The organism is Spirillospora sp. NPDC052242 (assembly GCF_040679555.1).
Taxonomy (GTDB): domain Bacteria; phylum Actinomycetota; class Actinomycetes; order Streptosporangiales; family Streptosporangiaceae; genus Spirillospora.
The window spans coordinates 51,299-76,056 of the sequence record NZ_JBFAUZ010000016.1 but is presented as its reverse complement, the minus strand read 5'-3'; the positions used below and the strand labels follow the sequence as shown (position 1 = coordinate 76,056).

General features: G+C 74.6%; 25 protein-coding genes and 1 pseudogene. 12 read left to right on the top strand and 14 right to left on the bottom strand.

Annotated features, from left to right (window positions below; all coding sequences use genetic code 11):
• Window positions 1-36: 36 nt before the first annotated feature.
• On the top strand, window positions 37-2,061 hold the full coding sequence (locus AB0L25_RS15495; protein ID WP_500172396.1) for a CocE/NonD family hydrolase: 2,025 nt from the start codon (window positions 37-39) through the stop codon (window positions 2,059-2,061).
• 120 nt (window positions 2,062-2,181) lie between these two features.
• Window positions 2,182-2,919, top strand: coding sequence for a VOC family protein (locus AB0L25_RS15490; RefSeq protein WP_500172394.1), 738 nt, complete (start codon window positions 2,182-2,184; stop codon window positions 2,917-2,919).
• Window positions 2,920-2,949: 30 nt separating this feature from the next.
• On the opposite strand, the gene AB0L25_RS15485 is transcribed toward AB0L25_RS15490, so the two are convergent.
• Window positions 2,950-3,381: a hypothetical protein gene (locus tag AB0L25_RS15485; protein ID WP_500172392.1), complete on the bottom strand. Its 432-nt coding sequence runs from the start codon at window positions 3,379-3,381 to the stop codon at window positions 2,950-2,952.
• A 132-nt stretch (window positions 3,382-3,513) separates the two neighbouring features.
• Here AB0L25_RS15485 and AB0L25_RS15480 point away from each other — a divergent pair, with 132 nt between their 5' ends.
• On the top strand, window positions 3,514-4,110 hold the full coding sequence (locus AB0L25_RS15480) for a YdeI/OmpD-associated family protein (RefSeq protein ID WP_500172390.1): 597 nt from the start codon (window positions 3,514-3,516) through the stop codon (window positions 4,108-4,110).
• Between the two features lie 127 nt (window positions 4,111-4,237).
• On the opposite strand, the gene AB0L25_RS15475 is transcribed toward AB0L25_RS15480, so the two are convergent.
• From AB0L25_RS15475 to AB0L25_RS15465, 3 genes are all read right to left on the bottom strand, one after another.
• Window positions 4,238-4,669 carry an RNHCP domain-containing protein gene (locus AB0L25_RS15475; RefSeq protein WP_500172388.1) on the bottom strand — a complete coding sequence of 144 codons (432 nt, stop codon included), beginning with the start codon at window positions 4,667-4,669 and terminating at the stop codon, window positions 4,238-4,240.
• A gap of 22 nt (window positions 4,670-4,691) precedes the next feature.
• The gene (locus AB0L25_RS15470) at window positions 4,692-5,054 is read right to left on the bottom strand and encodes an RNHCP domain-containing protein (protein ID WP_500172386.1); all 363 of its coding nucleotides are present in this window, start codon (window positions 5,052-5,054) and stop codon (window positions 4,692-4,694) included.
• Between the two features lie 372 nt (window positions 5,055-5,426).
• Window positions 5,427-6,284, bottom strand: a complete 858-nt coding sequence (locus AB0L25_RS15465; protein WP_500172384.1) for a helix-turn-helix transcriptional regulator — start codon at window positions 6,282-6,284, stop codon at window positions 5,427-5,429.
• 87 nt (window positions 6,285-6,371) lie between these two features.
• Here AB0L25_RS15465 and AB0L25_RS15460 point away from each other — a divergent pair, with 87 nt between their 5' ends.
• The 4 genes from AB0L25_RS15460 to AB0L25_RS15445 all read left to right on the top strand — a co-directional run bounded on the left by AB0L25_RS15460 (window position 6,372) and on the right by AB0L25_RS15445 (window position 10,845).
• On the top strand, window positions 6,372-7,145 hold the full coding sequence (locus AB0L25_RS15460) for an SDR family NAD(P)-dependent oxidoreductase (protein WP_500172382.1): 774 nt from the start codon (window positions 6,372-6,374) through the stop codon (window positions 7,143-7,145).
• Window positions 7,146-7,481: 336 nt separating this feature from the next.
• Complete coding sequence (locus tag AB0L25_RS15455) at window positions 7,482-8,231, top strand: carotenoid biosynthesis protein (protein WP_500172380.1); 750 nt, start codon at window positions 7,482-7,484, stop codon at window positions 8,229-8,231.
• Entirely contained in the window at window positions 8,219-9,679 is a 1,461-nt protein-coding gene (locus AB0L25_RS15450; protein ID WP_500172378.1) for a phytoene desaturase family protein, read from the top strand. The genes AB0L25_RS15455 and AB0L25_RS15450 overlap by 13 nt, the downstream gene beginning before the upstream one ends.
• Window positions 9,676-10,845 (top strand): glycosyltransferase family 2 protein, encoded by a 1,170-nt coding sequence (locus tag AB0L25_RS15445; protein ID WP_500172376.1) that lies wholly within the window; start codon window positions 9,676-9,678, stop codon window positions 10,843-10,845. The genes AB0L25_RS15450 and AB0L25_RS15445 overlap by 4 nt, the downstream gene beginning before the upstream one ends.
• 13 nt (window positions 10,846-10,858) lie before the next feature.
• On the opposite strand, the pseudogene AB0L25_RS15440 reads toward AB0L25_RS15445, so the two are convergent.
• A pseudogene (locus tag AB0L25_RS15440) lies at window positions 10,859-11,422 on the bottom strand (glycerol-3-phosphate acyltransferase); the annotation flags it as partial.
• Here AB0L25_RS15440 and AB0L25_RS15435 point away from each other — a divergent pair.
• Complete coding sequence (locus AB0L25_RS15435; RefSeq protein ID WP_500172374.1) at window positions 11,403-12,137, top strand: spheroidene monooxygenase; 735 nt, start codon at window positions 11,403-11,405, stop codon at window positions 12,135-12,137. The pseudogene AB0L25_RS15440 and the gene AB0L25_RS15435 sit on opposite strands and share 20 nt — an antisense overlap.
• A 5-nt stretch (window positions 12,138-12,142) precedes the next feature.
• Here the strand turns inward: AB0L25_RS15435 and AB0L25_RS15430 are convergent, their stop codons facing one another.
• The 4 genes from AB0L25_RS15430 to AB0L25_RS15415 form a co-directional block, all read right to left on the bottom strand.
• On the bottom strand, window positions 12,143-13,168 hold the full coding sequence (locus AB0L25_RS15430; protein ID WP_500172372.1) for a phosphate acyltransferase: 1,026 nt from the start codon (window positions 13,166-13,168) through the stop codon (window positions 12,143-12,145).
• Entirely contained in the window at window positions 13,165-14,112 is a 948-nt protein-coding gene (locus AB0L25_RS15425; protein ID WP_500172370.1) for a phytoene/squalene synthase family protein, read from the bottom strand. The genes AB0L25_RS15430 and AB0L25_RS15425 overlap by 4 nt, the downstream gene beginning before the upstream one ends.
• Window positions 14,109-15,671 carry a phytoene desaturase family protein gene (gene crtI / locus AB0L25_RS15420; protein WP_500172368.1) on the bottom strand — a complete coding sequence of 521 codons (1,563 nt, stop codon included), beginning with the start codon at window positions 15,669-15,671 and terminating at the stop codon, window positions 14,109-14,111. The genes AB0L25_RS15425 and crtI overlap by 4 nt, the downstream gene beginning before the upstream one ends.
• A gap of 223 nt (window positions 15,672-15,894) precedes the next feature.
• On the bottom strand, window positions 15,895-16,461 hold the full coding sequence (locus AB0L25_RS15415; protein ID WP_500172366.1) for a helix-turn-helix domain-containing protein: 567 nt from the start codon (window positions 16,459-16,461) through the stop codon (window positions 15,895-15,897).
• A gap of 95 nt (window positions 16,462-16,556) precedes the next feature.
• Between AB0L25_RS15415 and def the strand changes: the two genes are divergently transcribed.
• The 4 genes from def (at window position 16,557) to AB0L25_RS15395 (ending at window position 20,047) form a co-directional block, all read left to right on the top strand.
• Window positions 16,557-17,237, top strand: a complete 681-nt coding sequence (def, locus tag AB0L25_RS15410) for a peptide deformylase (protein WP_500172364.1) — start codon at window positions 16,557-16,559, stop codon at window positions 17,235-17,237.
• Entirely contained in the window at window positions 17,234-18,058 is an 825-nt protein-coding gene (locus AB0L25_RS15405) for an MOSC domain-containing protein (protein ID WP_500172362.1), read from the top strand. Before def ends, AB0L25_RS15405 begins: the two co-directional genes overlap by 4 nt.
• 164 nt (window positions 18,059-18,222) lie before the next feature.
• A complete protein-coding gene (locus AB0L25_RS15400) occupies window positions 18,223-18,783 on the top strand; it encodes a TetR/AcrR family transcriptional regulator (RefSeq protein WP_500172360.1) in 561 nt (186 codons plus the stop codon).
• Between the two features lie 10 nt (window positions 18,784-18,793).
• Window positions 18,794-20,047 carry an MFS transporter gene (locus tag AB0L25_RS15395; protein WP_500172358.1) on the top strand — a complete coding sequence of 418 codons (1,254 nt, stop codon included), beginning with the start codon at window positions 18,794-18,796 and terminating at the stop codon, window positions 20,045-20,047.
• Here AB0L25_RS15395 and AB0L25_RS15390 read toward each other — a convergent pair.
• Genes AB0L25_RS15390 through AB0L25_RS15370 form a run of 5 tightly spaced genes read right to left on the bottom strand, consistent with a single transcriptional unit; the run spans window position 20,044 to window position 24,743 of the window.
• Entirely contained in the window at window positions 20,044-21,531 is a 1,488-nt protein-coding gene (locus AB0L25_RS15390; RefSeq protein ID WP_500172356.1) for an FAD-binding protein, read from the bottom strand. The two genes, AB0L25_RS15395 and AB0L25_RS15390, sit on opposite strands and share 4 nt — an antisense overlap.
• 29 nt (window positions 21,532-21,560) lie before the next feature.
• A complete protein-coding gene (locus tag AB0L25_RS15385; RefSeq protein ID WP_500172354.1) occupies window positions 21,561-22,298 on the bottom strand; it encodes a glucose 1-dehydrogenase in 738 nt (245 codons plus the stop codon).
• Between the two features lie 28 nt (window positions 22,299-22,326).
• Complete coding sequence (locus AB0L25_RS15380; protein ID WP_500172352.1) at window positions 22,327-23,415, bottom strand: NAD(P)H-dependent amine dehydrogenase family protein; 1,089 nt, start codon at window positions 23,413-23,415, stop codon at window positions 22,327-22,329.
• Between the two features lie 12 nt (window positions 23,416-23,427).
• The gene (locus AB0L25_RS15375) at window positions 23,428-23,862 is read right to left on the bottom strand and encodes a carboxymuconolactone decarboxylase family protein (RefSeq protein ID WP_500172350.1); all 435 of its coding nucleotides are present in this window, start codon (window positions 23,860-23,862) and stop codon (window positions 23,428-23,430) included.
• Window positions 23,859-24,743 carry an NAD(P)-dependent oxidoreductase gene (locus AB0L25_RS15370; protein WP_500172348.1) on the bottom strand — a complete coding sequence of 295 codons (885 nt, stop codon included), beginning with the start codon at window positions 24,741-24,743 and terminating at the stop codon, window positions 23,859-23,861. The genes AB0L25_RS15375 and AB0L25_RS15370 overlap by 4 nt, the downstream gene beginning before the upstream one ends.
• Between the last annotated feature and the right edge of the window lie 15 nt (window positions 24,744-24,758).

The window sequence follows — 24,758 nt, the reverse complement described above, 5'->3', positions numbered from 1 at the left end:
GCGACCGAGGGAACGAAGCGACCTAGGGGGCGAGCGATGCGTGAGGTCACCGCACTGCCGTGGGCGGTCAAGGAAGAGGAACACCTGTGGATCCCGATGTCGGACGGGACCCGGCTGGCGGCCCGGCTCTGGCGCCCGGTGGCGTCCGACGACGAGCCGGTGCCGGCGGTCCTGGAGTACATCCCGTACCGCAAGCGCGACCTCACGGCGGTGCGGGACTCGATCCACCACCCCTACATGGCGGGACACGGCTACGCCTGCGTGCGCGTCGACATCCGCGGCACGGGAGAGTCGGAGGGGGTGCTCACCGACGAGTACCTCGACCAGGAGCACCGCGACGCCGAGGAGGTGCTGGCCTGGCTCGCCGACCAGCCCTGGTGCGACGGGCGCACCGGGATGATGGGCATCTCCTGGGGCGGGTTCAACTCCCTCCAGGTGGCGGCCCGCAGGCCGCCGAGCCTGCGGGCCATCGTGATCGCGTCCTTCACCGACGACCGGTACGCCGACGACATGCACTACATGGGCGGCTGCCTGCTGTCGGACAACCTGGCCGAGGCGTCCACGATGTTCGCCTACACCACCTGCCCGCCCGATCCCGCGCTGGTCGGCGAACGCTGGCGGGACATGTGGAAGGAGCGCCTGGAGGGCAGCGGCCTGTGGCTGGAGAACTGGCTCGGCCACCAGCGCCGCGACGGCTACTGGCGGCGCGCGTCGGTCTGCGAGGACTACTCGGCCGTCCAGTGCCCGGTGTTCGCCGTCTGCGGCTGGGCCGACGGGTACTCGAACGCGGTGTTCCGGCTGATGGAGCACCTCGACGTCCCGCGCAAGGGGCTGATCGGCCCGTGGTCGCACCGGTACCCGCACCTGGGGGAGCCGGGCCCGGCCATCGGCTTCCTCCAGGAGGTCGTGCGCTGGTGGGACCGGTGGCTGAAGGACGAGGACAACGACGTGATGGACGAGCCGATGCTGCGCACCTGGATGCAGGACAGCGTGCCGCCGTCCACCTCCTACGAGGAGCGTCCCGGCCGCTGGGTCGGGGAGCCGTCGTGGCCCTCGCCGCACGTCCGGCGCGACGCGCTGCCGCTGGCGCCGCACCGGATCGCCCGTCCGGCGGAAGAGGTCCCCGAGGACGAGTTGACGATCCAGTCGCCGCTGTCGGTGGGGCAGTTCGCCGGCAAGTGGTGCTCCTACAGCGCGCCGCCCGACCTGCCCTACGACCAGCGGGAGGAGGACGGCGGCTCGCTCGTCTTCGACACCGACGTGCTGACCGAGCGCTGCGAAATCCTCGGCGGCCCCGTCGTGGAACTCGACGTGGCCGCCTCGGAACCGGTCGCCATGATCGCCGCCCGGCTCTCCGACGTGGCGCCGGACGGCCGCGCCACCCGCGTCACCTACGGGCTGCTCAACCTCACGCACCGGGACGGCGACGACCGTCCCGAGCCGCTGGAGCCCGGTCGCCGCTACCGGGTGCGCATCCGGCTCAACGGCGTCGCCCAGGCGTTCCCGCCGGGCCACCGCATCCGGCTGTCGCTGTCCAGCTCGTACTGGCCGCTGGCCTGGCCGCCGCCGCGCCAGTCCCGGCTCTCGGTGTTCACCGGCGGCAGCCGGCTGATCCTGCCCGTGCGTCCGGTCGCCGAGTCCGACGAGGTGTCGATGCGGCCGTTCGACGAGCCGGAGGGCGCGCCGCCGCTGCGCACCGCGCAGGTGAGCCCGGGCGACCAGCAGTGGCGGGTCTCGCGGGACCTGGTGGGCTACGAGTCGGCGCTGGAGGTCGTCAAGGACGGCGGCGTCCAGCGGTTCGACTCCATCGACTTGGACGTCGGCCGGCGCGTCGACCAGCGGTACAGCTGGGTGGCCGACGACTTCACGTCCGCCGCCGGCGAGGTCGTGTCGACCATGACGTTCCACCGCGGGGACTGGGAGACGCGGACGGTCACCCGCACGGTCCTGACCTGCACCGAGGACGAGTTCCACGTCCACGCGCAGCTCGACGGCTATGAGAACGACCGCCGGATCCACTCCGATAACTGGAACCTCAGCATCCCGCGCGACCACCTGTAGGGGAGACCGGGCCGTGCACGCGGCGGGCGCGTCCCGTGGGCATCTCACGGGGCGCTTACCGGCCTTTTTCGCCCCATGCGCGGGCACCGGGCCCCGTCTTGCTGAGCCTATGATCATCGGATGGCGCTGCGACTTGTTCAGGTGAACTTCAAGGCCGGAGACGACTCGGCGCTCGGCGGGTTCTACGCGGACGCGCTCGGCTGGAAGGTCTCCAGCGAGGGACCCGGTGTGACCAACCTCGAGCCCGAGGGCTTCGAGTGGCCGGACCCCGCGGCCTTCTACATCGATGTCGTCAAAGTGCCGGACCCCGAAGCGGTGAAGTACCGCGCGCACCTCGAATTCGCCACCACCTCCGAGGCCCACCAGGCGGAGCTGGTCGCGCGCTTCCGGGAGCTCGGCGCGACGCCCGCCGACGCGGGCCAGGGCGACGTCCCGTGGACGGTCTTGGCCGACCCGGAGGGCAACGTCTTCAGCGTGCTGGAGCCTCGGGAGATCTACCGGGACACCGGCCCGATCGCCGCGGTGGTCGTCGACTGCGCGGACCCGCGCGCCATGGCCGGGTTCTGGGACCGGGCGCTGGACTGGACCGTCCATGAGATGACCGACGACCGCGCGACGCTGCGCTCCGCCGAGGGCGTCGGGCCGTATCTGGAGTTCCGCCGCACGACCGGCGCGCCGCCCGTGCGGACGCGCGTCCACGTGGACCTGCTGCCGGACCCGATCGACGACAAGGAGGCGGAGGCGGCCCGGCTGCGCGCCCTCGGCGCCACCGACGTCGACCTCGGTCAGGGTGACGTCCCCTGGTCGGTCCTGGCCGACCCGGAGGGCAACGAGTTCTGCGTCCTCGGCCGAGGCTGACGCGGAACCCCCGCACCGGTGCCCGCCGGATCACCGATGACCGTTGATCGGGTCGCCGGTGTGCCGCCGGGTGCCGTCCGGGTCGAGGAGCTGCTCCAGGCGGGCGTGGTAGGAGGACGGCCAGGGGCGGGCGCCGTCGGCGACGCGCACGTTGGTCACGCCGGGCATCCGGTCGGCGAGAGTGCGGGCCAGGGCGGCCGCCTGGGCCCGGCTGCCGTTGAAGGGCATGATCACCGTGCCGTTCGGGCCGCGGCCGGCCAGCCCCTCGGCCGTCAGCCACCGGGTGAACTCCGCGGTCGCGGGGCGGATCACCAGGTTCGTCCAGCCGTCGACCCCCAGCATCTGAGCGGCGACCTCGGCGGTCGGGTCGGCCATCCTGGCGTCGTGGCAGGCGCGCAGCAGCATCCGCGCGAGCTTCTTGGCGGCCCTTCCGGCGGGCGCGTCGGCATCTCCGGTGGTCATGATGATCACCTTCCCAGACCGGTGGCGGCCACGCGTCATGCGGACGTCCTCGGCCGATGATCCGCCGTACCGGCCTCCGGTGCCGCGATCGGGCAAGGCTCGCCGGGGCGCGGCCGGATTAGCCTGGCCCGTATGGAGGAGCTCAACGGGGTGGAAGTCCTCGCGTTCCCGGATGCGGCGGCCTTCGAGGACTGGCTGGCCGAGCACCACACCCGCCGCGAGGGGGTGTGGGTCAAGGTCGCGAAGAAGGCGTCGGGGATCGCGTCGGTCACGGACGACGAACTGGTCGACGCAGGACTGTGCTGGGGCTGGATCTCCGGGCAGCGCCGGAGCCTGGACGACCGGTACTACCTGCAGAAGTACGGGCCCCGGCGGGCGCGGAGCCTGTGGTCGCGGGTGAACGTCGAGAAGGTCGCGGCGCTGGCGGCGGCGGGCCGGATGCGGGAGCCCGGGCTCGCCGAGGTGCGGCGGGCCCGGGAGGACGGCCGCTGGGACCGCGCGTACGCGTCGCAGGCGACGGCCGTCGTCCCGGACGACCTCGCCGCGGCGCTCGCCGCGGACCCGGCGGCGCGCGCGGCGTTCGACGCGCTCGACCGGACCGCCCGCTATCTCGTGATGCTCCCGCTGCTCCAGGCCGCGACGCCGGAGACCCGGCGGACGCGGCTGGAGCGGACGGTACGGGACCTGGCGGAGGGGGCGCACGCGGAGAAAGGCGAACGTCCCGGTTGACCGTGTTGACGGACGCCGGAGCGGCTTCGGCGGGCCGAACTCCCGTTCGTGGAGTCCGGCCCGCCGTTTTTCTAAGACGGGCCGTGATCGGGCCGCCTCGTTCCCGGCGTCCGGGACGGGCGCCGGGTCACAGCGCGAGCAGGATGCGATGGGCGATGCCGGTGTCCCGCAGCGGTTTGAGGACCAGGCGCACCAGGGCCAGGGCGTTGTCGTCACCGGCGATCCGGTTGGCGCTGAGCTCCCCGCAGGACAGGCACTGGTGAATGATCATCCACTCGCCGTCGGGCCGCACCGACATGCCGAGCGCCTCCATCCGGCCGCGGCAGTCCGCGTCCCGGTCGCCGGGGACGCGCCGGTCGACGTGCAGGCTGGCCAGGCAGTTCGGGCAGTGATTGCGGTGCGTGGTGCCGGGCGCGTCCGGCGACACCTCCAGCCGGCAGCCCACGCATCGGAAGTCGTTCGCCCGGTGACCCCCCTGGCCGTGGAGGACGTCCTTGTGCCGCTGCGGACGCCGCGCGGCCTGTGCGCGCCCGCGGGAGTTCCTCACGCGTCTCGGCATGATCGGCCCGCTCCTTTCCGGTTCACAGGTCGGCGAACACTTCGAGCGGGAACGGCGGCTGCGCCAGTGGCCGCACGGCCATGCGCATCAGGATGAGCTGGTTGTCGTCGGCGCAGACGGGATTGGAGGTCAGCTCGTCGCAGAGCACGCAACGGTGGATGACCATCCAGTCGCCGGTGCGGAGCACGGCGATGGCGATCGGCGACATCCTGCCCCGGCACTCGCTGGGCCCGCCCTCGACGTGGTCGAGGACGTGCTGGGAGTGCAGGCACGACGGGCAGTGGTTGCGCCGCGTGCCGTCGCCGGCGGCGACGGACACGGTCAGGCCGCATCGCACGCAGGTGAAAGTGCCGAGCAGGTTGTTGTGCGAAGTGGTTCTGGACACCCGGGATACCCCTTGCTGAGAAGTCTGCGATGACAGCAAGAGCAGGCCGAGCGGCCTCGACAGGGCCCCGGCCCCGCACATGCGCGGGCCGGGTCAGAGCACCTGGAACTCAGGTCCGGTCACCGTCCAGGACGGACGGCAGGACGAGACGGACGCCTGGTCAGGCGGTGCAGCGAAGCGCGCTCGGCGCTGGCCGGGACACAAAATCTCTTTCTAGGGCCCGCGGGCCCGAAGCAGATCGAAGGAACGCCGCCAAAGTACCAACGGCCTTCCGGCGGGCGCCAACGATTTATCGGGCACCGCTCCGCCGCCGCGAACAGCGGAGACGTCCGGACCGCGAGGACGGTCGCCGACGCATCGTGACCGGCTCGGTCAGCCCGGCACGTTCATGCGCTGGATGCCGATCACCGAGATCAGCCGCAGCGCCTCCTCGGCGGGGGAACCGGGGTCGGCCGTGTAGATCACCACCTGCTGGTCGCGGTCCGAGACGTCCAGCACGTTGCAGTTCAAGGTGATCGGGCCCACCAGCCGGTGGTGCAGGGTCTTGCGCATGCTCGTGCCGGGCGTCACGTCGTGCGAGGCCCACAGCCGGGCGAACTCCGTGCTGCCGGTCACGAGCTCCGCCACCAGGTCGTCCACTTCGGGCGCGCCGGGGTAGCGGGCGGCGGCGGCGCGCAGCCGCCGGACCGCCTCGACGGCGAACACGACCCGGTCCGCGTCGGCCAGGACGGGCAGCCGTGAGCCGTCCGGGCGCGGCCCGAGGAAGGCGTACCGGATCAGGTTGCGGTCGCGCCGGGACAGCCCGGAGAAGTCCGCCATCAGAGCGGCCGCCAGGTCGTTCCAGGCGATCACCTCGTAGGTCGCGGACAGCACGATCGCCGCGGCCAGCGGCAGCCGGTCGAGCAGGTCGAGGACGTCCCGGCGCACCTCGCGGCACGGGCCGGACGGCGGAGCCGGCGGGGCGCCGGCCAGGCGGTGCAGGTGGTCGCGTTCGGCGTCCGAAAGACGCAGTGCCCGGGTCAGCCCGGCCAGCACCTCCCCGGACGGGCGCGGGGCCCGGGCCTGTTCGAGACGGGTGTAGTACTCCGGCGAGATGTACGCGAGCTGGGCCACCTCCTCGCGGCGCAGGCCGGGGGTACGGCGCCGCCGCCCTGCCGGGAGGCCCACGTCGGCGGTGGTGATCCGCTCCCGCCTGCTGCGCAGGAAGGCGGCCAGTTCCTGTCTGTCCACGCCTCCACTATGGCCGGGCGCCGCCGTGCTCAGCCAGGTACAACCGATGCCTGGCTGAGCGCGGCTACCGGTTCCAGGCTCGTCGCCATGACCAATGACACGAACACGGGCCTGCTGGCCGGCAAGGTCGCCTTCGTCACCGGTGCCGGGCGCGGCATCGGCGCCGCCGCGGCGCGGCTGTTCGCCCGGGAGGGCGCCGCCGTGCTGCTCGCCGCCCGGACCGAGGAGCAGCTCAAGGCGGTCACCGAGGAGATCCGCGCGGCGGGCGGCACCGCCGACCACGTCGTGTGCGACCTGGCCGACCCGGGCAGTGTCCGCGCGGCGGTGGACCGCGCTGTGACGCTGTACGGCAGGCTCGACGCCGCCTTCAACAACGGCGCGACGGCGGTGCCCCCGGCACCGATGGACCGGATGCCGGAGGCCGACTTCGACCTGATGTACTCCGTGAACCTCAAGGGGCAGTGGGTCGCCATGTCCGCCGAGGTGGAGGCCATCCGCGCCACGGCCGGGACCGGGGCGATCGTCAACACGTCCACCGTCGGCAGCTGGGGCCCGAACCCTCTGCTGCCCGCCTACGGCGCCATGAAGCGGGCGCTCAACAGCCTCACCGAATCGGCCGCCGCCACCTACGGCCCGGAGGGCATCCGGGTCAACGGGATCGCGCCCGGCACCACGCTGACCGAGATGGTCCAGGACTGGGAGGCCGCCGCGCCCGGGATCGTCGAGCAGCTCAACGCGCGGACCGCGCTGCGGCGCGCGGCCGCGCCCGAAGAGGTCGCCGAGGCGGCCGCGTGGCTGCTCGCCGACCGCTCGTCCTACGTGACCGGGGCCGTCCTGCGGGTGGACGGCGGCCTGGTGTAACGGCACCACCGACGGGCGGGCGCTCGGGTCCCTCATACCCGGGCGGGGCTGCTCGGATGGCGGCCGTCCAGGCCAAGGTGGCCGAGCGGCCCGCCGGACCTCCCGGATGCGCCGCGGCCCGCCGGAGTACGTCGCCCTCCGTGTGGGATGCGTCGCTTTGGGTAGCGCGACGATCGTGCGGACCGTACGCCGGGTCCACGCGGACGTCCGCCGGTGCCGGGCGCGCGGCGGGACGGCGGCGCCGTAGCCGGTTCGCTTCGGAGGGGAGGCGCGGAGTCGATGTCGCGGTGTCGTGCTCGGATCGCAGGTTCCGAGAAGAGGAGGAAGCGCTTCGCGGTGGCGGGCGCCGGGTGCCTGGGGTCGATGGTGGCGGCGCAGGTCGCGTCGGGGGTGCGACCGGACCCGGTGCGCTGGACGGGGCCGGTGGTGGGGCTGCTGACGGCGGGCGCGGGCTGCTTCGCCGCGTCCCGCCTGGGCGCCGGGCGCGCGGCGAGAGCCGTGGGTGCGGCGGCGACGCTGGGATACGCCGCCGAATGGGTGGGCGTGCGGACGGGCGTGCCGTTCGGCAGGTACTCCTACACGGGGGTTCTGCGGCCGCAGGTGGGCGGCGTTCCCGCGGCGGTCGCGGCGGCGTGGGCGGGCATGGGGCTGGCGTCGCACGCGGTCGCGGCCACGCTCGTCCCGGACGGACGGCGGTGGGCGCGGGTCGCGGTCGGCGCCTCGGCGCTCACCGCCTGGGACCTGTTCCTGGACCCGCAGATGACGCGGCTGGACCTGTGGAGATGGGCGCGGAGCGGGGCGTACCGGGGCGTGCCCGCGAGCAACTTCGCCGGTTGGCTGGCCGCGTCGGCGCTGCTGACGGCGGTGGTCGACGCGCTCGTCGGACCGGAGCGGGACGTCGCGCGGGGGCTGGTGGCGATATACGTGGTCATGGCGGCGATGGAGACGGTGGCGTTCGCGGCGGTGTTCCGGCCGCGCGATCCGCTCGTGGCCGTGGTCGGCGGAACGGCGATGGGGGCCTTCGCGGTTCCCGCGGCGCTGCTGGCGGCCCGGACGGGCGGCGGGGACGGCCGATGGCCGAGGTGATCGTGGTGGGCGGCGGCGTCGGCGGCATGGTCGCCGCGCTGCTGCTGGCGCGGGCCGGGCACCGGGTGCGGCTGCACGAGCGGCTGGACCGGCTGGGCGGCAAGCTCGCCGAACGCACGCGGGACGGATTCGCCTTCTCGCTCGGGCCGTCGCTGCTCACCCTCCCGGACGTGTTCCGCGAACTGGGCGCCGCCCGGCAGGCCGTCGCCCTGGACGAACTGTGCCGGTACCGGTTCGCGGACGGCTCGGTCCTGCGGGCCTACCGCGACCCGGCCCGCATGGCCGCCGAGGTGGACCGCTTCGCGCCGGGGCAGGGCGCGGCGTGGAGTGCCTTCCACGCGTGGGCGCGCCGGTGTTTCGAGGCGTCGCAGCGGACGTTCTTCGCAGGGCCGATCGGCCGTCCGCCACGGGAGGCCCGCCCCGCCGACCTCCTGGCGGTCGCGCCGGGACGGACGCTGCACGGTCTGGCGCGCCGGTTCTTCGACGACCGCAGGCTGCGGCAGTACGTCGGGCGGTACGCCACGTACGCCGGGTCGAGCCCCTATCGCGCACCGGCCGCGCTGGGGTGCGTTCCGGCGATCGAACACGGTGGCGGCGGCTGGTACGTGCCGGGCGGGATGGCCCGGCTGGCGGACGATCTGGCGGGCCTGCTCGACGGCGCGGGCGTGGAGGTCCGCACCGGCAGCACGGTGGTGCGGGTGCTGGCCGACGCCGAGTCCGTGAAGGGCGTGGCGCTGGCGTCCGGAGAGCGCGAGGGCGCGGACGCGGTGGTGGTCAACGCCGACGCGGCGGCGCTGTACGGCCGGTTGCTGCCCGACCGGCGGCGGCTGCGCCGGATCGCCGGGCTCGGCCCGTCGTCCTCGGCGTTCCTGATGCTCGCGGGCGTGGACGGCCGGACCGGCGGGCTGCCGCATCATTCGGTGGTCTTCTCGGACGACTACCGGCGGGAGTTCGCGGACGTCTTCCGGCGGCGCGTGCCGCCCCGGGACCCGACGGTCTACATCGGGTGCTCGGCGGTGGACGACCCGTCGCAGGCGCCGCCCGGGGCGGAGAACTGGACGATGCTGGTCAACGTCCCCGCGCGCGACCCGGAGCGGTGGCCGGTGACGCCCGAGGCGTACCGCGATCTCGTGCTGGAACGGCTGGCGCGGCGCGGGCACGACCTGGCGGGACGGCTGAGGTTCGTGGAGCTGTTCACGCCCGCGGACCTGCGGGACCGGTACGGCGCGTGGGGCGGAGCGATCTACGGCACCGCCTATCGGGGACGGACGGCGCCGCTGCGCCGCCCGGGGAACCGCGGGCCGCGCCGCGGCCTGTACCTGGTGGGCGGCTCCGTGCATCCCGGGGGCGGGCTTCCGCTGGTGGCGATGAGCGGACGCATCGTGGCGTCCCTCGTCGACGAGGACTTCCCGCTCGTCCGGTCGCGGCCGGCGGGAGCGCGGTCGTGAGGGCGCTGACCGCGGCGGAGACGGTCGCGGCGCTGGTGGTGGCGGCGCGGCTGGCGCGGGGGCGGAACCGCCCGCCGGCCCTGGCCGCGCCCCCTCGGGCCCGCCCGGCGGAGCCGATCTCGGTGGTGATCCCCGCCCGCGACGAGGAACACCGGCTCCGGGGGTGCGCGGCGCCGCTGCTGGCGGACCCGGCCGTGCACGAAGTGATCGTCGTCGACGACCGGTCGCGCGACGGCACCGCGCGCACGGCCGCCGACCTCGGCGCGACCGTCGTCGCGGGCAGCGAGCCGCCCGCCGGATGGGTGGGCAAGCAGTGGGCTCTGCGGCAGGGACTGCACGCCGCGACGGGACCCGTCGTGGTGCTGCTGGACGCCGACGCCCGCCCCAAGGACGGGTTGTGCACGGCGCTCGCGGGCCTGCTGGAGCACTGCGACCTGGTCAGCGCCGGCCCCCGCTTCCTCACCGGCGGCGCCGTGGAGCAGGCGTTGCACGCCTCGCTCCTGACCACCCTGGTGTACCGGTTCGGGCCGATCGGCCCGGCCGCTCGCGGGCCCGGGCGGCTGCTCGTCAACGGGCAGTGCCTGGCCTTCCGCAAGGACGCGATGGTCCGGGCCGACGGGTTCGCCCGGGTGCGCGGCCATCTCACCGACGACGTCGCGCTGGGACGGCTGCTGGCGCGCGACGGGTGGCGGGTCGCGTTCGTCGACGCGGGCGCGTTGCTGGAGGTCGACATGCACACCGGCGTCGCGGACGTGTGGCGGGAATGGGGCCGCTCGATCGCGCTGCGGGACGTGACGACGCCGGCCGGGCTCGCCGGTGATCTGGCGGCGGTGTGGCTGACCATGGCGCTGCCGGTGCTGCGCCTGCTGTCCGGGCGGCCCGCGCCGCTGGACCTGGCACTGCTCGGGCAGCGGTTCCTGCTGACGGCCGCGCTGCGCGGCAGCTACGGGGCTCCGGGCCTCGGGCTGCCGCTGTCGCCGCTGCTGGACCCGCTCGGCGCCGTCCGGCTCACGCTGTCCGTGCTGCGTCCCGCGCGGACGTGGCGCGGCCGCGCCTACGACCGGGACGCGACCGGTCCGCCCGGCCGGAGGGCGCGGTGGAGGCGGCCGGACGGCGTCGCCGTGCGCGCTCGGCAAGGGCCGCCTGCCCGAAGCGGGCGCCGATGAACGTCATCAGCGCCCCGGTGCCCGCGACGTGCGCGGCCGGCGCGAACGGCAGCTGCAGCGCGGGCAGCGAGAACACCGCGACCCGCGCGCCCGCGGCGAACGAGCGGGTGGCCAGGCCGGTGGCGCCCAGCAGCCCGAGGCCGAGGCCGAACGCCGGCGGGCAGATGACCGCCATGCCGCCGGCGAAGGTCAGCACGCAGCGCCCGCCGCGGCGCCCGGCGAACAGCGGCCAGGCGTGCCCCGCCATCGCCGCGCCCACCGCCGCGTACACCGGGACGACGCTCCGCCCGCGGACCTGCCCGAGCGGGCCCGTCCGGCGGCCGCTCGCCGCAAGGGCGAGCAGGCCCGCCGCGGTGCCCTTGAGGAGGTCCCCGGCGAACACGGGCGCGGCCGAGCGGGCGCCCAGGCGTCCCATGACGTTCCAGAAGCCGGGATTGCGGTCGCCCACCGACCGCGGGTCGAAGCCGTGGGCGCGGCCGACCAGGACCGCCACCGGCACCGAGCCGAGCAGGTAGCCGCCGATGACCGGGACGAGCACGGACGCGGCGGGAACGGGGGTGACGGGATCGGGCGTCATCGCTTCCTTCCATCTGCTCAGGTACGCGACCGCGGACGCGATGCGGTACATGGCGCTGGACCGTCCGCGGCTGCGCGCGGCCGCGGGGCTGTCGTTCTGGCGTTTGCTGGGGACCGGCCGCGGCCGCTCCATGAGCCTGGGCGCCGACCTGCGCCGCTGGGCGCTGTTCGCGGTCTGGGACGGCGAGGCCGCGCTGGAGGATTTCCTGGAGCACTCCGTCGTGGCGCGGCGGTGGCGCGACGAGACCGAGGAGGCCTGGCACGTGCGGCTGCGGCCGCTGTCCTCCCGCGGACGATGGGGCGGCCGGGACCCGTTCGGCGGGCTCGGCACCCGACGCCCGCCGGACGCGCCGGAGGTTCGTGTGCCGGGCGCGCCCGTCGCCGTCCTGACCCGCGCGTCGATCCGCCCGCGCCGGCTCGCGGCGTTCTACCGCGCGGTTCCCGAGGTGGACCGGGCCCTGCGGGACCAGGACGGCTGCCTGGCGTCGATCGGCGTGGGGGAGTGGCCGCTGGCGCGGCAGGCGACGTTCTCGCTGTGGCGGGACGCGGCGGCGATCGACAGGTTCGCCTTCCGGGCCGGCGCCCACCGCGAGGTGATCGGGCGGGTGCGCGCGCACGACTGGTACTCCGAGGAGCTGTTCGCGCGGTTCGTCCCCTTTGCGCATCACGGAAGCTGGGACGGCCGTGACCCGCTGCGCGCCCGCACCGCGGAATGACCGGCTCATGCGCGGCCGCCGGCGGCCGCGTCCACGAGGCCGCCGGCCATGGCCGGGGCGGAGGCGACCGCGCAGGCGCGCGCGATGGCCGCGGCCCCGGACGATCCGTGGGCGACGAGCACGGCACCGTTCAGGCCCAGCAGCGCCGCGCCGCCGTGGGTGTCGGCGCTGTAGAGCCGGCCGACCGCGGCGAGGGCCTCCGGGGCGGCGGCCGCCCGGTCGGCGGCCATGCCCAGCACCGTGCGGACGCAGCCTTCGATGTTCTTCAGGACCACGTTGCCGGTGAATCCGTCGGTGGCCACCACGTCCACGCGTCCGGCCAGCACGTCATGGCCCTCGACATTGCCGTGGAACCGTATCGGCAGGTCCGGCAGCAGCAGGGAGGCTTCGCGGACGAGCCGGTTGCCCTTGCCCGGCTCGGAACCGATCGACAGCAACCCCACCAGGGGTTCGGGCACGCCCACGACCGCCTGCGCGTACCGGCTGCCCAGGACGGCGAACTGCGCGAGCATCGGCGCGGTCGGGTCGGCGGTCCCGCCCGCGTCGACCAGCACGGTGGAGCCGCTCGCCGTGGGAAGGGCGACGGCGAGCGCGGGGCGCAGCACGCCGTCCGCCCGTCCGAGGGAGCGGACGGCGCAGGCCACCACGGCCCCCGTGGAGCCGGCCGACACGAAGGCCGCCCGGTCGCGCCGCGCCAGCTCGCAGCCGACCCGCAGGCTGGTGGCGGGGCGTGCGGCCGCCCGCGCCGCCGCGCCCGCCATGGGGACGACGTCGTCGGCGTGCACGACCTCGAGTTCGCCGATGCCGCCATGCCGGCGCAGTTCCCGATGGATCTGCTCCCGGCGGCCGACCAGCGTCACCCGCACACCGTGCTCCCGATGCGCGGCGAGTGCGCCCGGCACCGTCTCCGGCGGCCCGTGGTCGCCGCCCATCGCGTCCAGCACCACCGGACGTCCCGGCCCCCGCGGCCCGCCGCACGCGGGCCCGGCACGTCCGGACGGGCGGGCCCGGGCGCCGCCGGGCGCGGTCATCTCGCTTCTCCCGCGACGGGCGGGCGCCGCTCGGCGCGGGCCGCGGCGGACGCCGCCACCAGATGCCGCGTGAAGATCACGGCGCGGCGCCGCCGCGGGACGCATGCCCGCCCGGCGAGCACGTCGTGGTCGGCCGCGGCGATACGGTCCAGGATGCCGCCGTACAACGCCGACGCGGCGCGGATGCACGGACGCGACGAAGGCACCAGCATGTCGATCCCCTCCTGCGCGCGCCTGTAGTGGCGGCGGGCCCGCGCGGCCTCGAAGGCCACCAGTTCGCGCAGTGCCCGGCTGCTTCCGTTCCCGGCGAGTTCGGCCTCGCCGACCCCGAACCGCGCCATGTCCTCCAAGGGCAGGTAGATGCGGCTGAGCGCCCTGTCCTCGGCCACGTCCCGCAGGAAGTTGGTGAGCTGGAAGGCCCGTCCCAGTTCGCGGGCGGGTTCGCGCGCGCTCCGCCCGGCGCCGGGCAGCGTCTCCAGCACTGGGAGCATCATCAACCCGATCGCGGCCGCCGATCCCTCCATGTAGGCCAGCAGGTCCTGGTAGGTGTCGTAGCGGGTGACGGTCAGGTCGGCGCGCATCGACGCCATGAACGCCCAGATGTCGTCGTGCTCGATGCCGAAGGACCGCACCGTGTGCGCGAACGCCGGGAGCACCGGGTCCGGGACCGGCTCCCCGGCCAGGCTCGCCTCCAGGCGGGCCGCGACGCCGTCGAGCGCCGCGGCCCGCCCGTCCGCGGCGCCGCGGCCGTCGCCGCACCCGCCGCCCGCGTCGACGATGTCGTCGACGTGCCGCGCGAACCCGTACAGGGCGTGGACGTGCCTGCGTTTCCACGCGGGCAGCAGCAGCGCGGCCAGATAGAACGAGCGGCCGTGGCGGGCGTTGACGCGGCGGCACTGCTCGTAGCTGGCCGTCAACGTCACCGCGCCCGTGCCCGCCGTCATCGGTCGCCTTCCAGGATCCGGGCGGCGGCCAGCCGGCCCGAGATCAGCGCGGGCGGAACACCGACGCCGGGGGCGGTGTACATGCCGGCGAAGTGCAGGCCGGGGACGTGCCGGCTGCGGCCGGACGGGCGCAGCCACGCGGTCTGGGCGAAACGGTGGTCCAGCGCGAACGGCGTCCCCGCCGAATGCCCCAGCCGCGCCCACGCCGGTGGATCGAACGTCAGCCGCGGCCGTCGCGAGAGGTCGCCGTAGCCGAGGTCGGCGAGCCGTGCGAGCAGGCGCTCCTGAAGCCGGGGTGCGAGCCGGTCCCAGTCGGCGCCGGACGCCAGGTTCGGCGCGGGTTCGAGCACGCTGAGAGCCGCGTGCCCGGGCGGCGCGGCCGAGCCGTCGGCATCGGCGTCGACGTAGGTGATCAGCAGGCTGGGGTCGGGCTGCGGGCGCCCGGCCGACAGCGCGTCGAACGTCTCCTTCCACGTCCGTCCGAAACGCAGCGTGTGGTGCGCCCGGCCGGGCGTCCGCCGTTCCAAGCCGACGTGCACGACCAGGCAGGACGGCGAGTAGCGGGGCCGCCGCAGCCGCCAGTCGTCCGCGTGTTCGGGCAGCAGTTCCGACTGGGCGCGCACCCGGTCGCAGGCGATCACCGCGTGGCTCGCGGCGATCCGCTCGCCGGTGTCCAGCCGCACCGCCCGCACGCCCCCGGGGCCGGTCTCGACCCGCTCGGCGCGCACGCCGTACCGCATCTGCGCGCCCGCCTTCTCCGCGACGTCCGCCAGCGCCCGCGGGACGGCGCGCATGCCTCCGCCGCGCGGGAAGTAGACGCCGCCGACGGTGTCCATGTGCGCCACCACCGCATAGATGGCCAGGGCCCGGTGCGGGGCGAGCCCGACGTACAGGGACTGGAAGGTGTGCGCCCTGATGAGCCGCTCGTCGCGCAACTGCCCGGCGACGAACCGGTCCAGCCGCCGGAACCCGCCCGCCGCGGCCAGCCTCAGCAGCGCGTACGGACGCGCCATGTCGCGCAGCCGGGTCGTGTCGGCGTCGATGAACGACGGCCATTCCGCCTCGAACATCGCGCTGAGCCGGCGCCGGAACCGCAGGTACCGTGCGGCCTCGTCCGGCCCGCACAGGGCCCGGACGTTGTCGGCCATCTCCCGCGCGCCGGCCACGACGTCGAGCCGCGAGCCGTCGGGGAAGGCCAGCCGGTAGAAGGGGTCCAGGCGCCGCAGCGGCAGCCGTCCGTCGATGTCCTCGCCGGCCGCGCCGAAGGTCGCCGCCAGCACGCCGGGCATGGTCAGCACCGACGGGCCGGTGTCGAACCGGTAGGGCCCCAGCTCCGCCGACCCGCAGCAGCCGCCCGGTTCCCGCTCCGCCTCGACGACCACGACCTCGCGCCCGCGCGCCGCGAGATGGATCGCCGCCGACAACCCGGCCAGTCCCGCGCCGACGACCACCACCGGGCCGGACGAACGCACGGGCCCGGGCACAGGGCGCCCACCGGTGCGGCCCTTGGTCCCCGTCACCGGGAGCGGGCGTCCGGTGCCGCCTCCGCGCACGCCCATGATCCGCCTCCGCGGCGGCCGGCGCTTCCCCGCCGCCGGATCCGCGGACGGCGCGCCGAGGGCGGCCGGGTACATGGGACGAGAGTTCCGGTCATCGTTTCCCCCTGTCGAATCCCCCTGTCGAAATGGTCGCCCCGTACCCGGCGTCCACCGGCACAAGCGCCGTCCAAAGAAACCTTTGCCCCGCCGCCCGGGCGGGGCGGCTCCGGCGGGGGACGGCTCGTCAGCCGTGGCCGGGGCCGTCGTCGGTGCTGTGGGGGAGAAGGGGGAACAACCGGGCGATGAGGGCCACGGGCCGGGCGCCTTCGGGGCGGGACAGGGGGCGCTCCTCCCGGTCCCGGTAGGGGGCGAGCGCCCGCCGGACGGCGTCCGCGACCCGGCTCATCTCCTCCGGGGTCAGGTACGCGACGGCGCTGAAGGCCTCGTCGTGGCGGAGTTCGGGCGGCACTTGGTCACGCCGGGCGAGCCAGTGGTTCCAGCTCTCGTCCTCCAGCCCGCGGGCGAGGTCGCCGAACGCCTCGCCCGAGGCGTCGGCGGCCCGGTCGGACCGCCGCAGCCGCCAGGGGCGGGCGCGGCCCCCGCTGCGCGGGGCCTCCTCGATGAGCCCGTGCCGCGCGAGCCGCCTCAGGTGGAACGAGCAGAGGCCGGAGCTGTAGCCCAGACGGGCGGCCGCCTCGGTCGCGGTGACGGTGCCCACCTGGTCCAGCAGGTTCAGGAGCGCGGTGCGGACCTCGTGCGCGCGCAGTCCGCCGCCGGTGCCTCGCAGGGCGTCGAGGTCGTCCTCAGTCACTTTGCAAAGTCTGCTACTTTGCAAAGATCATGGCAACTCCCGCCGGAGCGTCAGGCCGCAGCGACGTTCGCGGCGTGCGGACGAGGAGGGGCGGCATGGCCGATCGTCACGAGCGATCCGATCCCGTCGACCGGCGCGTTCACGTGCAGGGACGTCCCGTCGACTCCTATCCGGACCTGGCGCCGGAGGCGCGACGGGGTTCGGTGCGCCGGATCACCGTGGTCGGGGAGGAGGTCCTACGGCGCCCCTGCCGCGAGGTGACCGACTTCGGTTCACCGGAGTTGTCGGCCCTGATCGACGACATGTTCGTGACGATGTACGTCGCGGACGGCGCGGGGCTGGCGGCCAACCAGGTCGGCGTCGACCTCCGGCTGTTCGTGTACGACTGCCCGGACGACGACGGGGTCCGGCATGTCGGTCACATCGTCAATCCCGTTCTGGAACTGCCCGAGGCGGGCGGCCGCAGGCTCCTCAACGACGTCGAGGGGTGCCTGTCGGTGCCCGGCGCCTCCATGGAGGTCCCCCGCACCGACCGCGCCGTGGCACGAGGGTTCGACAAGGACGGACGCCCGCTCGTCATCGAGGGGACGGGCTACTTCGCCCGCTGCCTGCAGCACGAGACGGACCACCTGTCCGGCCGCACCTACATCGACCGGCTCTCCAAACGCGACAGGAAAGAGGCGCTGCGGCAGATGGAAGAGCGCCGCGACGACGTCTTCGCCCAACGCGCGGCCAAGGCCGCCGACCTGGCCACGGAAGGAAGTGAAGGGGCATGACGGGAACGGCCGCGGAACTGTGGCGGTATCCGGTCAAGTCGATGCTCGGCGAGGAACTGCCCTCGGCGGACCTGGCCGCGACGGGCGTCGCCGGTGACCGCGGCTGGGCGCTGCTGGACGCCGAGAGCGGCCGGATCGCGAGCGCCAAGAGCCCCCGCCTCTGGCGCGCCCTGCTGACGATGTCGGCGGCGACCGACGGCGACGGGGTGCGGATCGCCCTGCCGGACGGCCGGACGGTGCGCAGCGGCGACGACGACGCCGACGCCGAACTGTCGAAGGCGCTCGGACGCCGGGTCGTCCTCACCGACACCCGTCCGGACGGCGCCACGCTGGCGCGCGCCGTCCCCGACCAGGTCCTCGCGGCCGGGGTCGCCGCCGAGGTGGAGGACGAGGAGGTCGTCCTCGGACAGGGGTCCCCGCCCGGCACGTTCGTCGACTTCGCGCCCGTCCACCTGGTCGGCACCGCGACGCTCGCGGCGATCGCGGAGGCGGGCGAGCGCGGCGTCATGGAGGCCGCGCGCTACCGGCCCAACATCGTGCTCGACACCGAGGGCCCCGGCTTCGGAGAGAACGCCTGGGTCGGCCGCGACCTGAAGATCGGCGAGGCCGTCCTGCGCGTCATGGCGCCGACCCCGCGCTGCTCCGTGCCGACACTGGAGCACGGCGCACTGCCCCGCGACACCGCGGCGCTCCGGGCCCCCGCCCACCTCAACCTCGTCGAGCCCCTGCCCGGACTCGGCCCCCGCCCGTGCGCCGGCGTCTACGCACAGGTCGTCACGCCGGGACGGGTGAACGCGGGGGACACCTTCCGCCTCCTGTGAATGACCAGCCCCGGGAACGGGCACCACGTACGCTCGCCCACACCCCGGACACCGAGTACGCCGTCGCGGGTGATGCGGTTATGTACTGGTGTACATATCTTGTGTACGCTCGTACATATGGGTCGATCGTCCGGCGTTGAGTGGTATGTCGTGAAGGGTGGGGGATGAGCGGGGGGACCGCGGGGCGGCGGCCTCGGCGGCATGACCCCGAGCGGCGGGAACGGTTGATCGGTGCCGCGCTCGCTGTCATCGCCGACCACGGCGTCGCCGGGACGACGCACCGGCGGATCGCCCGCGCCGCGGACGTCCCGCTGGGCTCGATGACCTACCACTTCGCCTCCCTGGAGGAGGTGCTCGCCGAGGCGTTCACCCGGCACGCCGACTCCGTGGCGCGCGTCTTCGACGAGCGGCTGGGCGCGGCGCGGAACCGGGCGGAGGCGGTCGAGGCCGTCAGCGCGCTCGTGTCGGAGGACCTGCTCGGCTCGCAGCACGACCTCGTCCTCACGGTGGAGCTGTACGTCGCCGCGGCGCGGAACCCGGCGCTGCGGGCCGTCACCCAGGCGTGGATGGCGCGGAGCCGCCGCGCCCTCGAGCGGCACTTCGACGCGACCACGGCCCGGGAGGTCGACGCGCTGATCGAGGGGCTCGTCCTGCACGGCGCCCTGTCGACCGACCCGATGACGTCCGAGCAGATCCGCCACGCCGTCCACCGCCTCCTTCGCTGAACGGAAGCCGATGTCCGAAGCCGCGGTCGCCCGCGCCGCCCCCGGTGCGCCCTCTCGTGACGCGCGCCGAGCCCGTATCGCCGTCGCCGCGCTGTTCCTCACCAACGGCGCGGTCTTCTTCAACGTCGTCCCGCGCTACCCGCAGATCAAGGACGAGCTGGGCCTGAGCAACGCCGTGCTCGGGACGGCGCTCGCCGGGTACCCGGTCGGCGCGGTGCTGGCCGGGCTGTTCGCCGGTGCGGCCGTCCGGCGTTTCGGGTCCGCCCGTCCGGCCGCGTTCGGGATCGTCGTCACCACCGTCGCGACACTGGCCGTCCCGGTGGCGCCGACCTGGTTCGCCTTGGCCGCCGCACTGTTCGTCGTCGGGGCCTTGGACTCGGTCGTCGACGTCGCGCAGAACGCCCACGGCCTGCGGGTCCAGCGGCTCTACGGACGCTCCATCGTCAACTCGCTGCACGGCGTGTGGAGCATCGGAGCCGTCCTGGGCGGGCTGATGGGCTCGGCCGCGGCCGGGCTCGGCATCCCGCTCGTGATCCACCTCGCCGTCTCCGCGGTGCTGTTCGGGTCCGTCGCCCTCGTCGCCCACCGCTTCCTGCTGCCCGGGCCCGAGGACGCCGAACGCTCCGGCGACGCCCAGGACGTCGCGGCGGCCGACGGGCACGCGGCCGCGCCGTCGGCGCGGCACCGGGTGCGGCGGGGGTTCACCGGCCCGGCCGTGCGGATGCTCGCCGCGCTCGGCGTCCTCGCCGCCTGCGGGGCGCTCGTCGAGGACGCCGGCGCGTCCTGGGGCGCCGTCTACCTCAGCGACGACCTGCACGCCGGCGCCGCCACCGCCGGTCTCGCCGTGGTGGCCCTCCAGGCCGCCATGACCGTCGGCCGCCTGACCGGCGACCGCGTCGTGGACCGGTTCGGGCGGCGCGCCGTCGCCCGCGCCGGCGGAGCCCTGGCGGCCGTCGGCATGGGCGCCGCCCTCGCCGTCCCGTCGGTCCCGGCGGCGCTCGCCGGGTTCGCGCTCGCCGGGCTCGGCGTGGCCACGCTCGTCCCCGCCGCCATGCACGCGGCCGACGAGCTGCCCGGCCTGCCCGCGGGCACCGGGCTGACCGTCGTGAGCTGGCTGCTGCGCGGGGGGTTCCTGCTCTCCCCGCCGCTCGTCGGGCTCGTCGCCGACCTCGCGGGTCTGCGCGTCGGGCTCCTCTCCGTCGTCCTGGCCGGCGTCACCACGACCGTCCTGGCCCGCGCTCTCACGAACCGCGGGCCCGCCTAGCGGGACGTCTTGCGCGCCCGTTCCGCGGCGGCGAGACCGGCCCGGCGGCCGAAGAACGAGCCCTCGCCGAGCTGGGTGCCCGAGCAGTAGCCGGCGCCGTCCTGGGCGATGTTGGACGCGCAGGCCCCGGCCGCGTAGAGCCCGCCGATGACCGAACCGTCCGCGCGCCGCACCTCGCCGTCGACGGTCGTGGCCATGCCGCCGAGCGTGAACCCCGCGTAGAGGGCGGTGCCGAGGGTGAGGTCGTAGACGCCCCACGGGCCCTTGACCTGCGGAGCCAGCCAGTCGGGATGCTTGTGGAAGTCGGGGTCCTCGCCCCGTGCGGCGTGCTCGTTGTAGCGCGCCATCGTCGCCGCGAGCGAGCCCGGGGGCAGGTCCAGGCCCGCCTCCATCTCCTCGACGGTCTCGTAGCCGTCCTTCAGCGGCACCAGCGGCATCCGCTGCTCCTCCATGTGCTCGCTGTCGGCGATGAGGTACGCCGCCGCGCCCGGCTGCTTCAGCACGAAGTAGGACGTCCGCGCGTGGTAGCTGTCCTCGGCCACGAACCGCTCCCCGCGGTTGTTGACGATCAGCCCCTTCACCAGGGACGACGGCGGGTAGAACGGCGCGGTGATGAAGGGCTCGTCCATGTGCTCGAGCGCGGCGCCCGCCGATTGGCCCAGCCGGATCCCGAGCCCGTCGTCGTAGCTGCCGCCCAGGGTGAACAGCTTCCCGCCGAGGGCCGGAGTGTAGGCCGCCACCATGTCCGGGTTCATCACGAACCCGCCGGCCGCGATCACCACCCCTGCGGCGGCGACCACGCCGGTCCGGTCGAAGTTCCGCCACGCGACCCCGGTGACCGCGCCGTCCTCGGCGACCACCAGATTGGTCGCGCCGGTCTCGTACCGGACCTCGACGCCGGCCTCCTCGACGCGGTCCCGCAGCAGGTCCATCACCAGCTTGGTGCCCTCGGTGTCGCCCGGCACCGGCACCTTGTGGCCCCGCGGCACCGGGCCGACCTCGTCGCGGAACGGCCACACCTTCTCGTTGCCGGTGAACATCAGCCCCTCGGTGCCGGGCTGGATCACCGCCTTCCCGGGGAAGTAGGACCGCTCGAACTCGAACCCCAGCGACTCCAGCCAGTCGAAGTGCGCGACCGACCCCTCGCAGTACGCCCGGATCTTCACCTCGTCGGGATCCTTGGTGCTCGCCGTCAGGTAGCGCACCATCGCCTCGACCGTGTCCTCGTGGCCGGTGGCCTTCTGGACGGCGGTGCCCCCGCCGAGGTAGAAGTGGCCGCCCGACATGCTGGACGTCCCGCCGTGGACGGCGGCGCGCTCCAGCAGCAGCACCCGGGCTCCCGAGCGCGCGGCCTCCAGCGCGGCGCAGCCGCCGGCGATGCCGAAGCCCACCACCACGACGTCGAACCGCTCGGCGTCGTCGGGGAGGTCCGCGGCCGGAAGCGCCCGGGGTACGTCCAGTCCGGGGGAGGAGTGTGCGTTCATCGATCCTTGCCTCGCGTAGGTGGTGGCGGTCAGCTCTTGTGCGGGATCTGGTTGACGGTCCCCCCGTCGACGACGAACTCGGTTCCGGTGGCGTAGGACGACTCGTCGCTCGCGAGGAAGACGACGAAGGACGCGACGTCCTCGGGCCGACCGGGGCGGCCGAGGGGGATCGGGATCTGGTCGTCCGGGAACCCCTCGGTGATCGGCGTTCGGATCAGGCCCGGGTGCAGGGAGTTGACACGGATGCCGTGCGGGGCCAGCTCGACGGCGACCGACTTGGTCAGGCCGCGCAGCCCCCACTTCGAGGCGACGTAGCCGTGCGCCCAGGAGGTGCCGCGCAGCCCCTCGATGGAGGAGTTGTTGATGATCGAGCCGCCGCCGGCCGCGATCATCGGGTCGGTGGCCGCGCGGATGCCGAGGAACGGGCCGGTGAGGTTGACGTCGATGATCTGCCGCCACTTCTCCAGCTTGAACCGGTTGACGGCCGCGCCGTTGACGATGCCCGCGTTGTTGAACAGCACGTTGAGCCCGCCGAACTCGGCGACGGTCGTCTCGACGGCGGACGTCCAGTCCGCGGGGCTCGTCACGTCGAGGTGCACGTAGCGGGCGGCGTCGCCCAGGTCCTTCGCGACGGCCTCGCCGGCCTCGTCGAGGACGTCGCCGATCACGACCTTCGCGCCCTCGGCGGCCAGCGCCGCCGCGGCGGCCGCGCCGATGCCGCGCGCGCCCCCGGTGACCAGGGCGATCTTCCCGTCCAGGCGTCCCATCGCCGATGTCCTTTCCGTCGTGCGGGTGTCAGTGGGCCAGTGCCGTCGCGAAGACGCCACGGGCGGTGCTGAAGGGCAGGTCGAGCGGGGTCCGGATGCCCGGCGGCGCCGCGACGACGTCGGGGATCGCGTTGACGACGCGTCCGGCGCCCACCGCGATCGCGGCGTGGTTGTGGTCGCCGTGCGCGCTGGACGGGCAGACGTCGACGCGGTAGGACGGTTCGCCGACGATCTCGACCCGGTAGGAGCCGCCGTCCTGCGCCGGCTGCGGCCAGTCGGGGCGCAGGTCGCCGCGGAGCCGGGTCGTGTGGTCGATGACGAGCACCTCCCGGCCGCCGACGACGCCGCTGATCTGGAACCGCACCGCCGCCATCCCGCCCGCCGGGATGTGCCCGGCGGCCACGTCGAACGCCTCCGGCGCCGGTTCCCGCTCGTATCGCTCGGTGATCTCGTCCAGCTCGAAACCGAACCCGCGGGCGAGCATCCGCAGGCTGACGCCCCAGGACGCCGCCAGCATCCCCGGCCTGAACAGCATCGGCACGTCGTCCAGCGGACGTCCGAAGCCCATGACGTCGAACATGACGGGGCCCCCGTCATAGGTGGCGTAGTCGGCGATCTCCGAGCAGCGCACCTGCTCGACCCGCCGGCAGGTGGCCGCGATCGTGAAGGGCAGCAGGTCGTTGGCCCAGCCGGGGTCCACCCCGGTGACGAAGAGGCTCGCCCCGCCCGTCCGGCAGGCGTCCTCGACGGGGGCGATCATCCGCTCGGGCAGCACGCCCCACGGGTAGACAAGCGGGACCGGCGAGGAGGCGGCGACGTTGCTGCCGGTCGCGAGGATCTTCGCGACGTCGCCGAGCGCGCCGCCGAGACGGTTGTCGCCGAGCGCGCAGTAGACGGTGCACTCCGGCCGCGCGGCGGCCAGTGCGGCGTCCAGATCGTCGGTGGCCGCGACGCCCGTGACCACGTCGAGGCCGGCGAGCTCGCCGGCGTCCCGGCCGACCTTCGCGGGGTTCGACACCACCAGCCCGGCCAGCTCGAAGCGGGGGTCCTCGATCAGGTGCGCGAGGGCGATGCGGCCGACGTTGCCGGTCGCCACGTGAAGGACGCGGATGGCCATGATGCTCCCGGGTCAGTCCTGGTCCTGGGCGGCCTCGGCCGCCTTGGCCGCCTTCGCGGCCGCCCGGGCCGCCTTGCCGATCGTCTCCTCGACGATCGAGTTGAGCCGTGCGCCGTTCGGCCAGCCCGCGTAGTGGCTGAGGAACACGACGATCTCGCGCAGCGCGGCGTCGTCGAGTTCGCCGGCCGCGTGGGCGGCGGGGACCTGGACGCCCAGCACGTCGGCGGCGCCCTGGCCGGCGAGCATGCCGATGAGGAGCAGGCGCCGGTCCCGGTCGGACAGGGCGGGCCGCTGCCAGATGTCGCCGAACAGGTGGTCGGCGGTGTAGCGGAAGAAGTCGCCGGGCCCGTCGTTCATGTCGAAGCCGTAGACCTGCTCCATCTTGCGGAGGCCCCGGGCCCGCACTTCGGGGAGGTCGTCGAACTTCCCGGTCTGCTCGTCGGTCATGAGTGCTCCTCGGGGAAACCCAGCCCGGGCGCGAGCCGGTCCCGGGCGATCCTGGCCATCGGCACGTCGACGCCGAGTTCCTCGGCCATCGCGATCGCGAAGTCGAGGTCCTTCTCCGCGAGCCGCCTGACGTGGTCGAAGGTGGTGAACCAGAACGAGCCCGGCGCCAGTTCGGCGGTGGTGTCGCGGTGCATGATCGCGCCCGGCCCGCCGGTGAGCGCGTCGGTGTGCCGGACCACGTCGCCCAGCGCGACGATGTCGAGTCCGGCCGCCTCGGCCAGCCGCTGCGCCTCCGTCGCGGCGGTGAACGCGGCGTAGTGCATCAGATTGCGGGCGAGCTTGAACCTGGTGCCCGCGCCGATCCCTCCGGCGTGCACGACCTTCGCCGCCAGGACGTCCAGGACCGGACGGACCGCGGCGAAGGCCTCCGCGGACCCGCCGACCATGACGGCCAGCTCGCCGGTGCCCGCGCCCATCGCGCCGCCGGAGACGGGCGCGTCGACCAGCCGGACGCCCCGCCGTGCGGCGAGCGCCTCGAGTTCGGCGGGCGTCTCGGGCGCCACGGTCGAGTGGACGGCCACGGTGAGCCCCGGGCCCGCCCCGGCGGCGGCCGGGGCGGCGGCCAGCACCTCGTCGAGCACCGAGCGCACCTGCTCGTCGTTGTTGACCATCACGCACAGCACGTCGCTGCCGGCGGCGAGGGCGCCGACGCCGTCGGCGGCCTTCGCGCCCGCCTCGACCAGTTCCCCGACCGGTGCCTCGGCGATGTCGAACACGCTCAGCGCGATCCCCGCCTCGGCCTGCCGGCGAGCCAGGTGCGCGGCCATCGGTTTCCCGATGTCGCCGAGCCCCACGAACCCGACGCGGACGGCGTCACTCATGTCGGTTCCTCATTT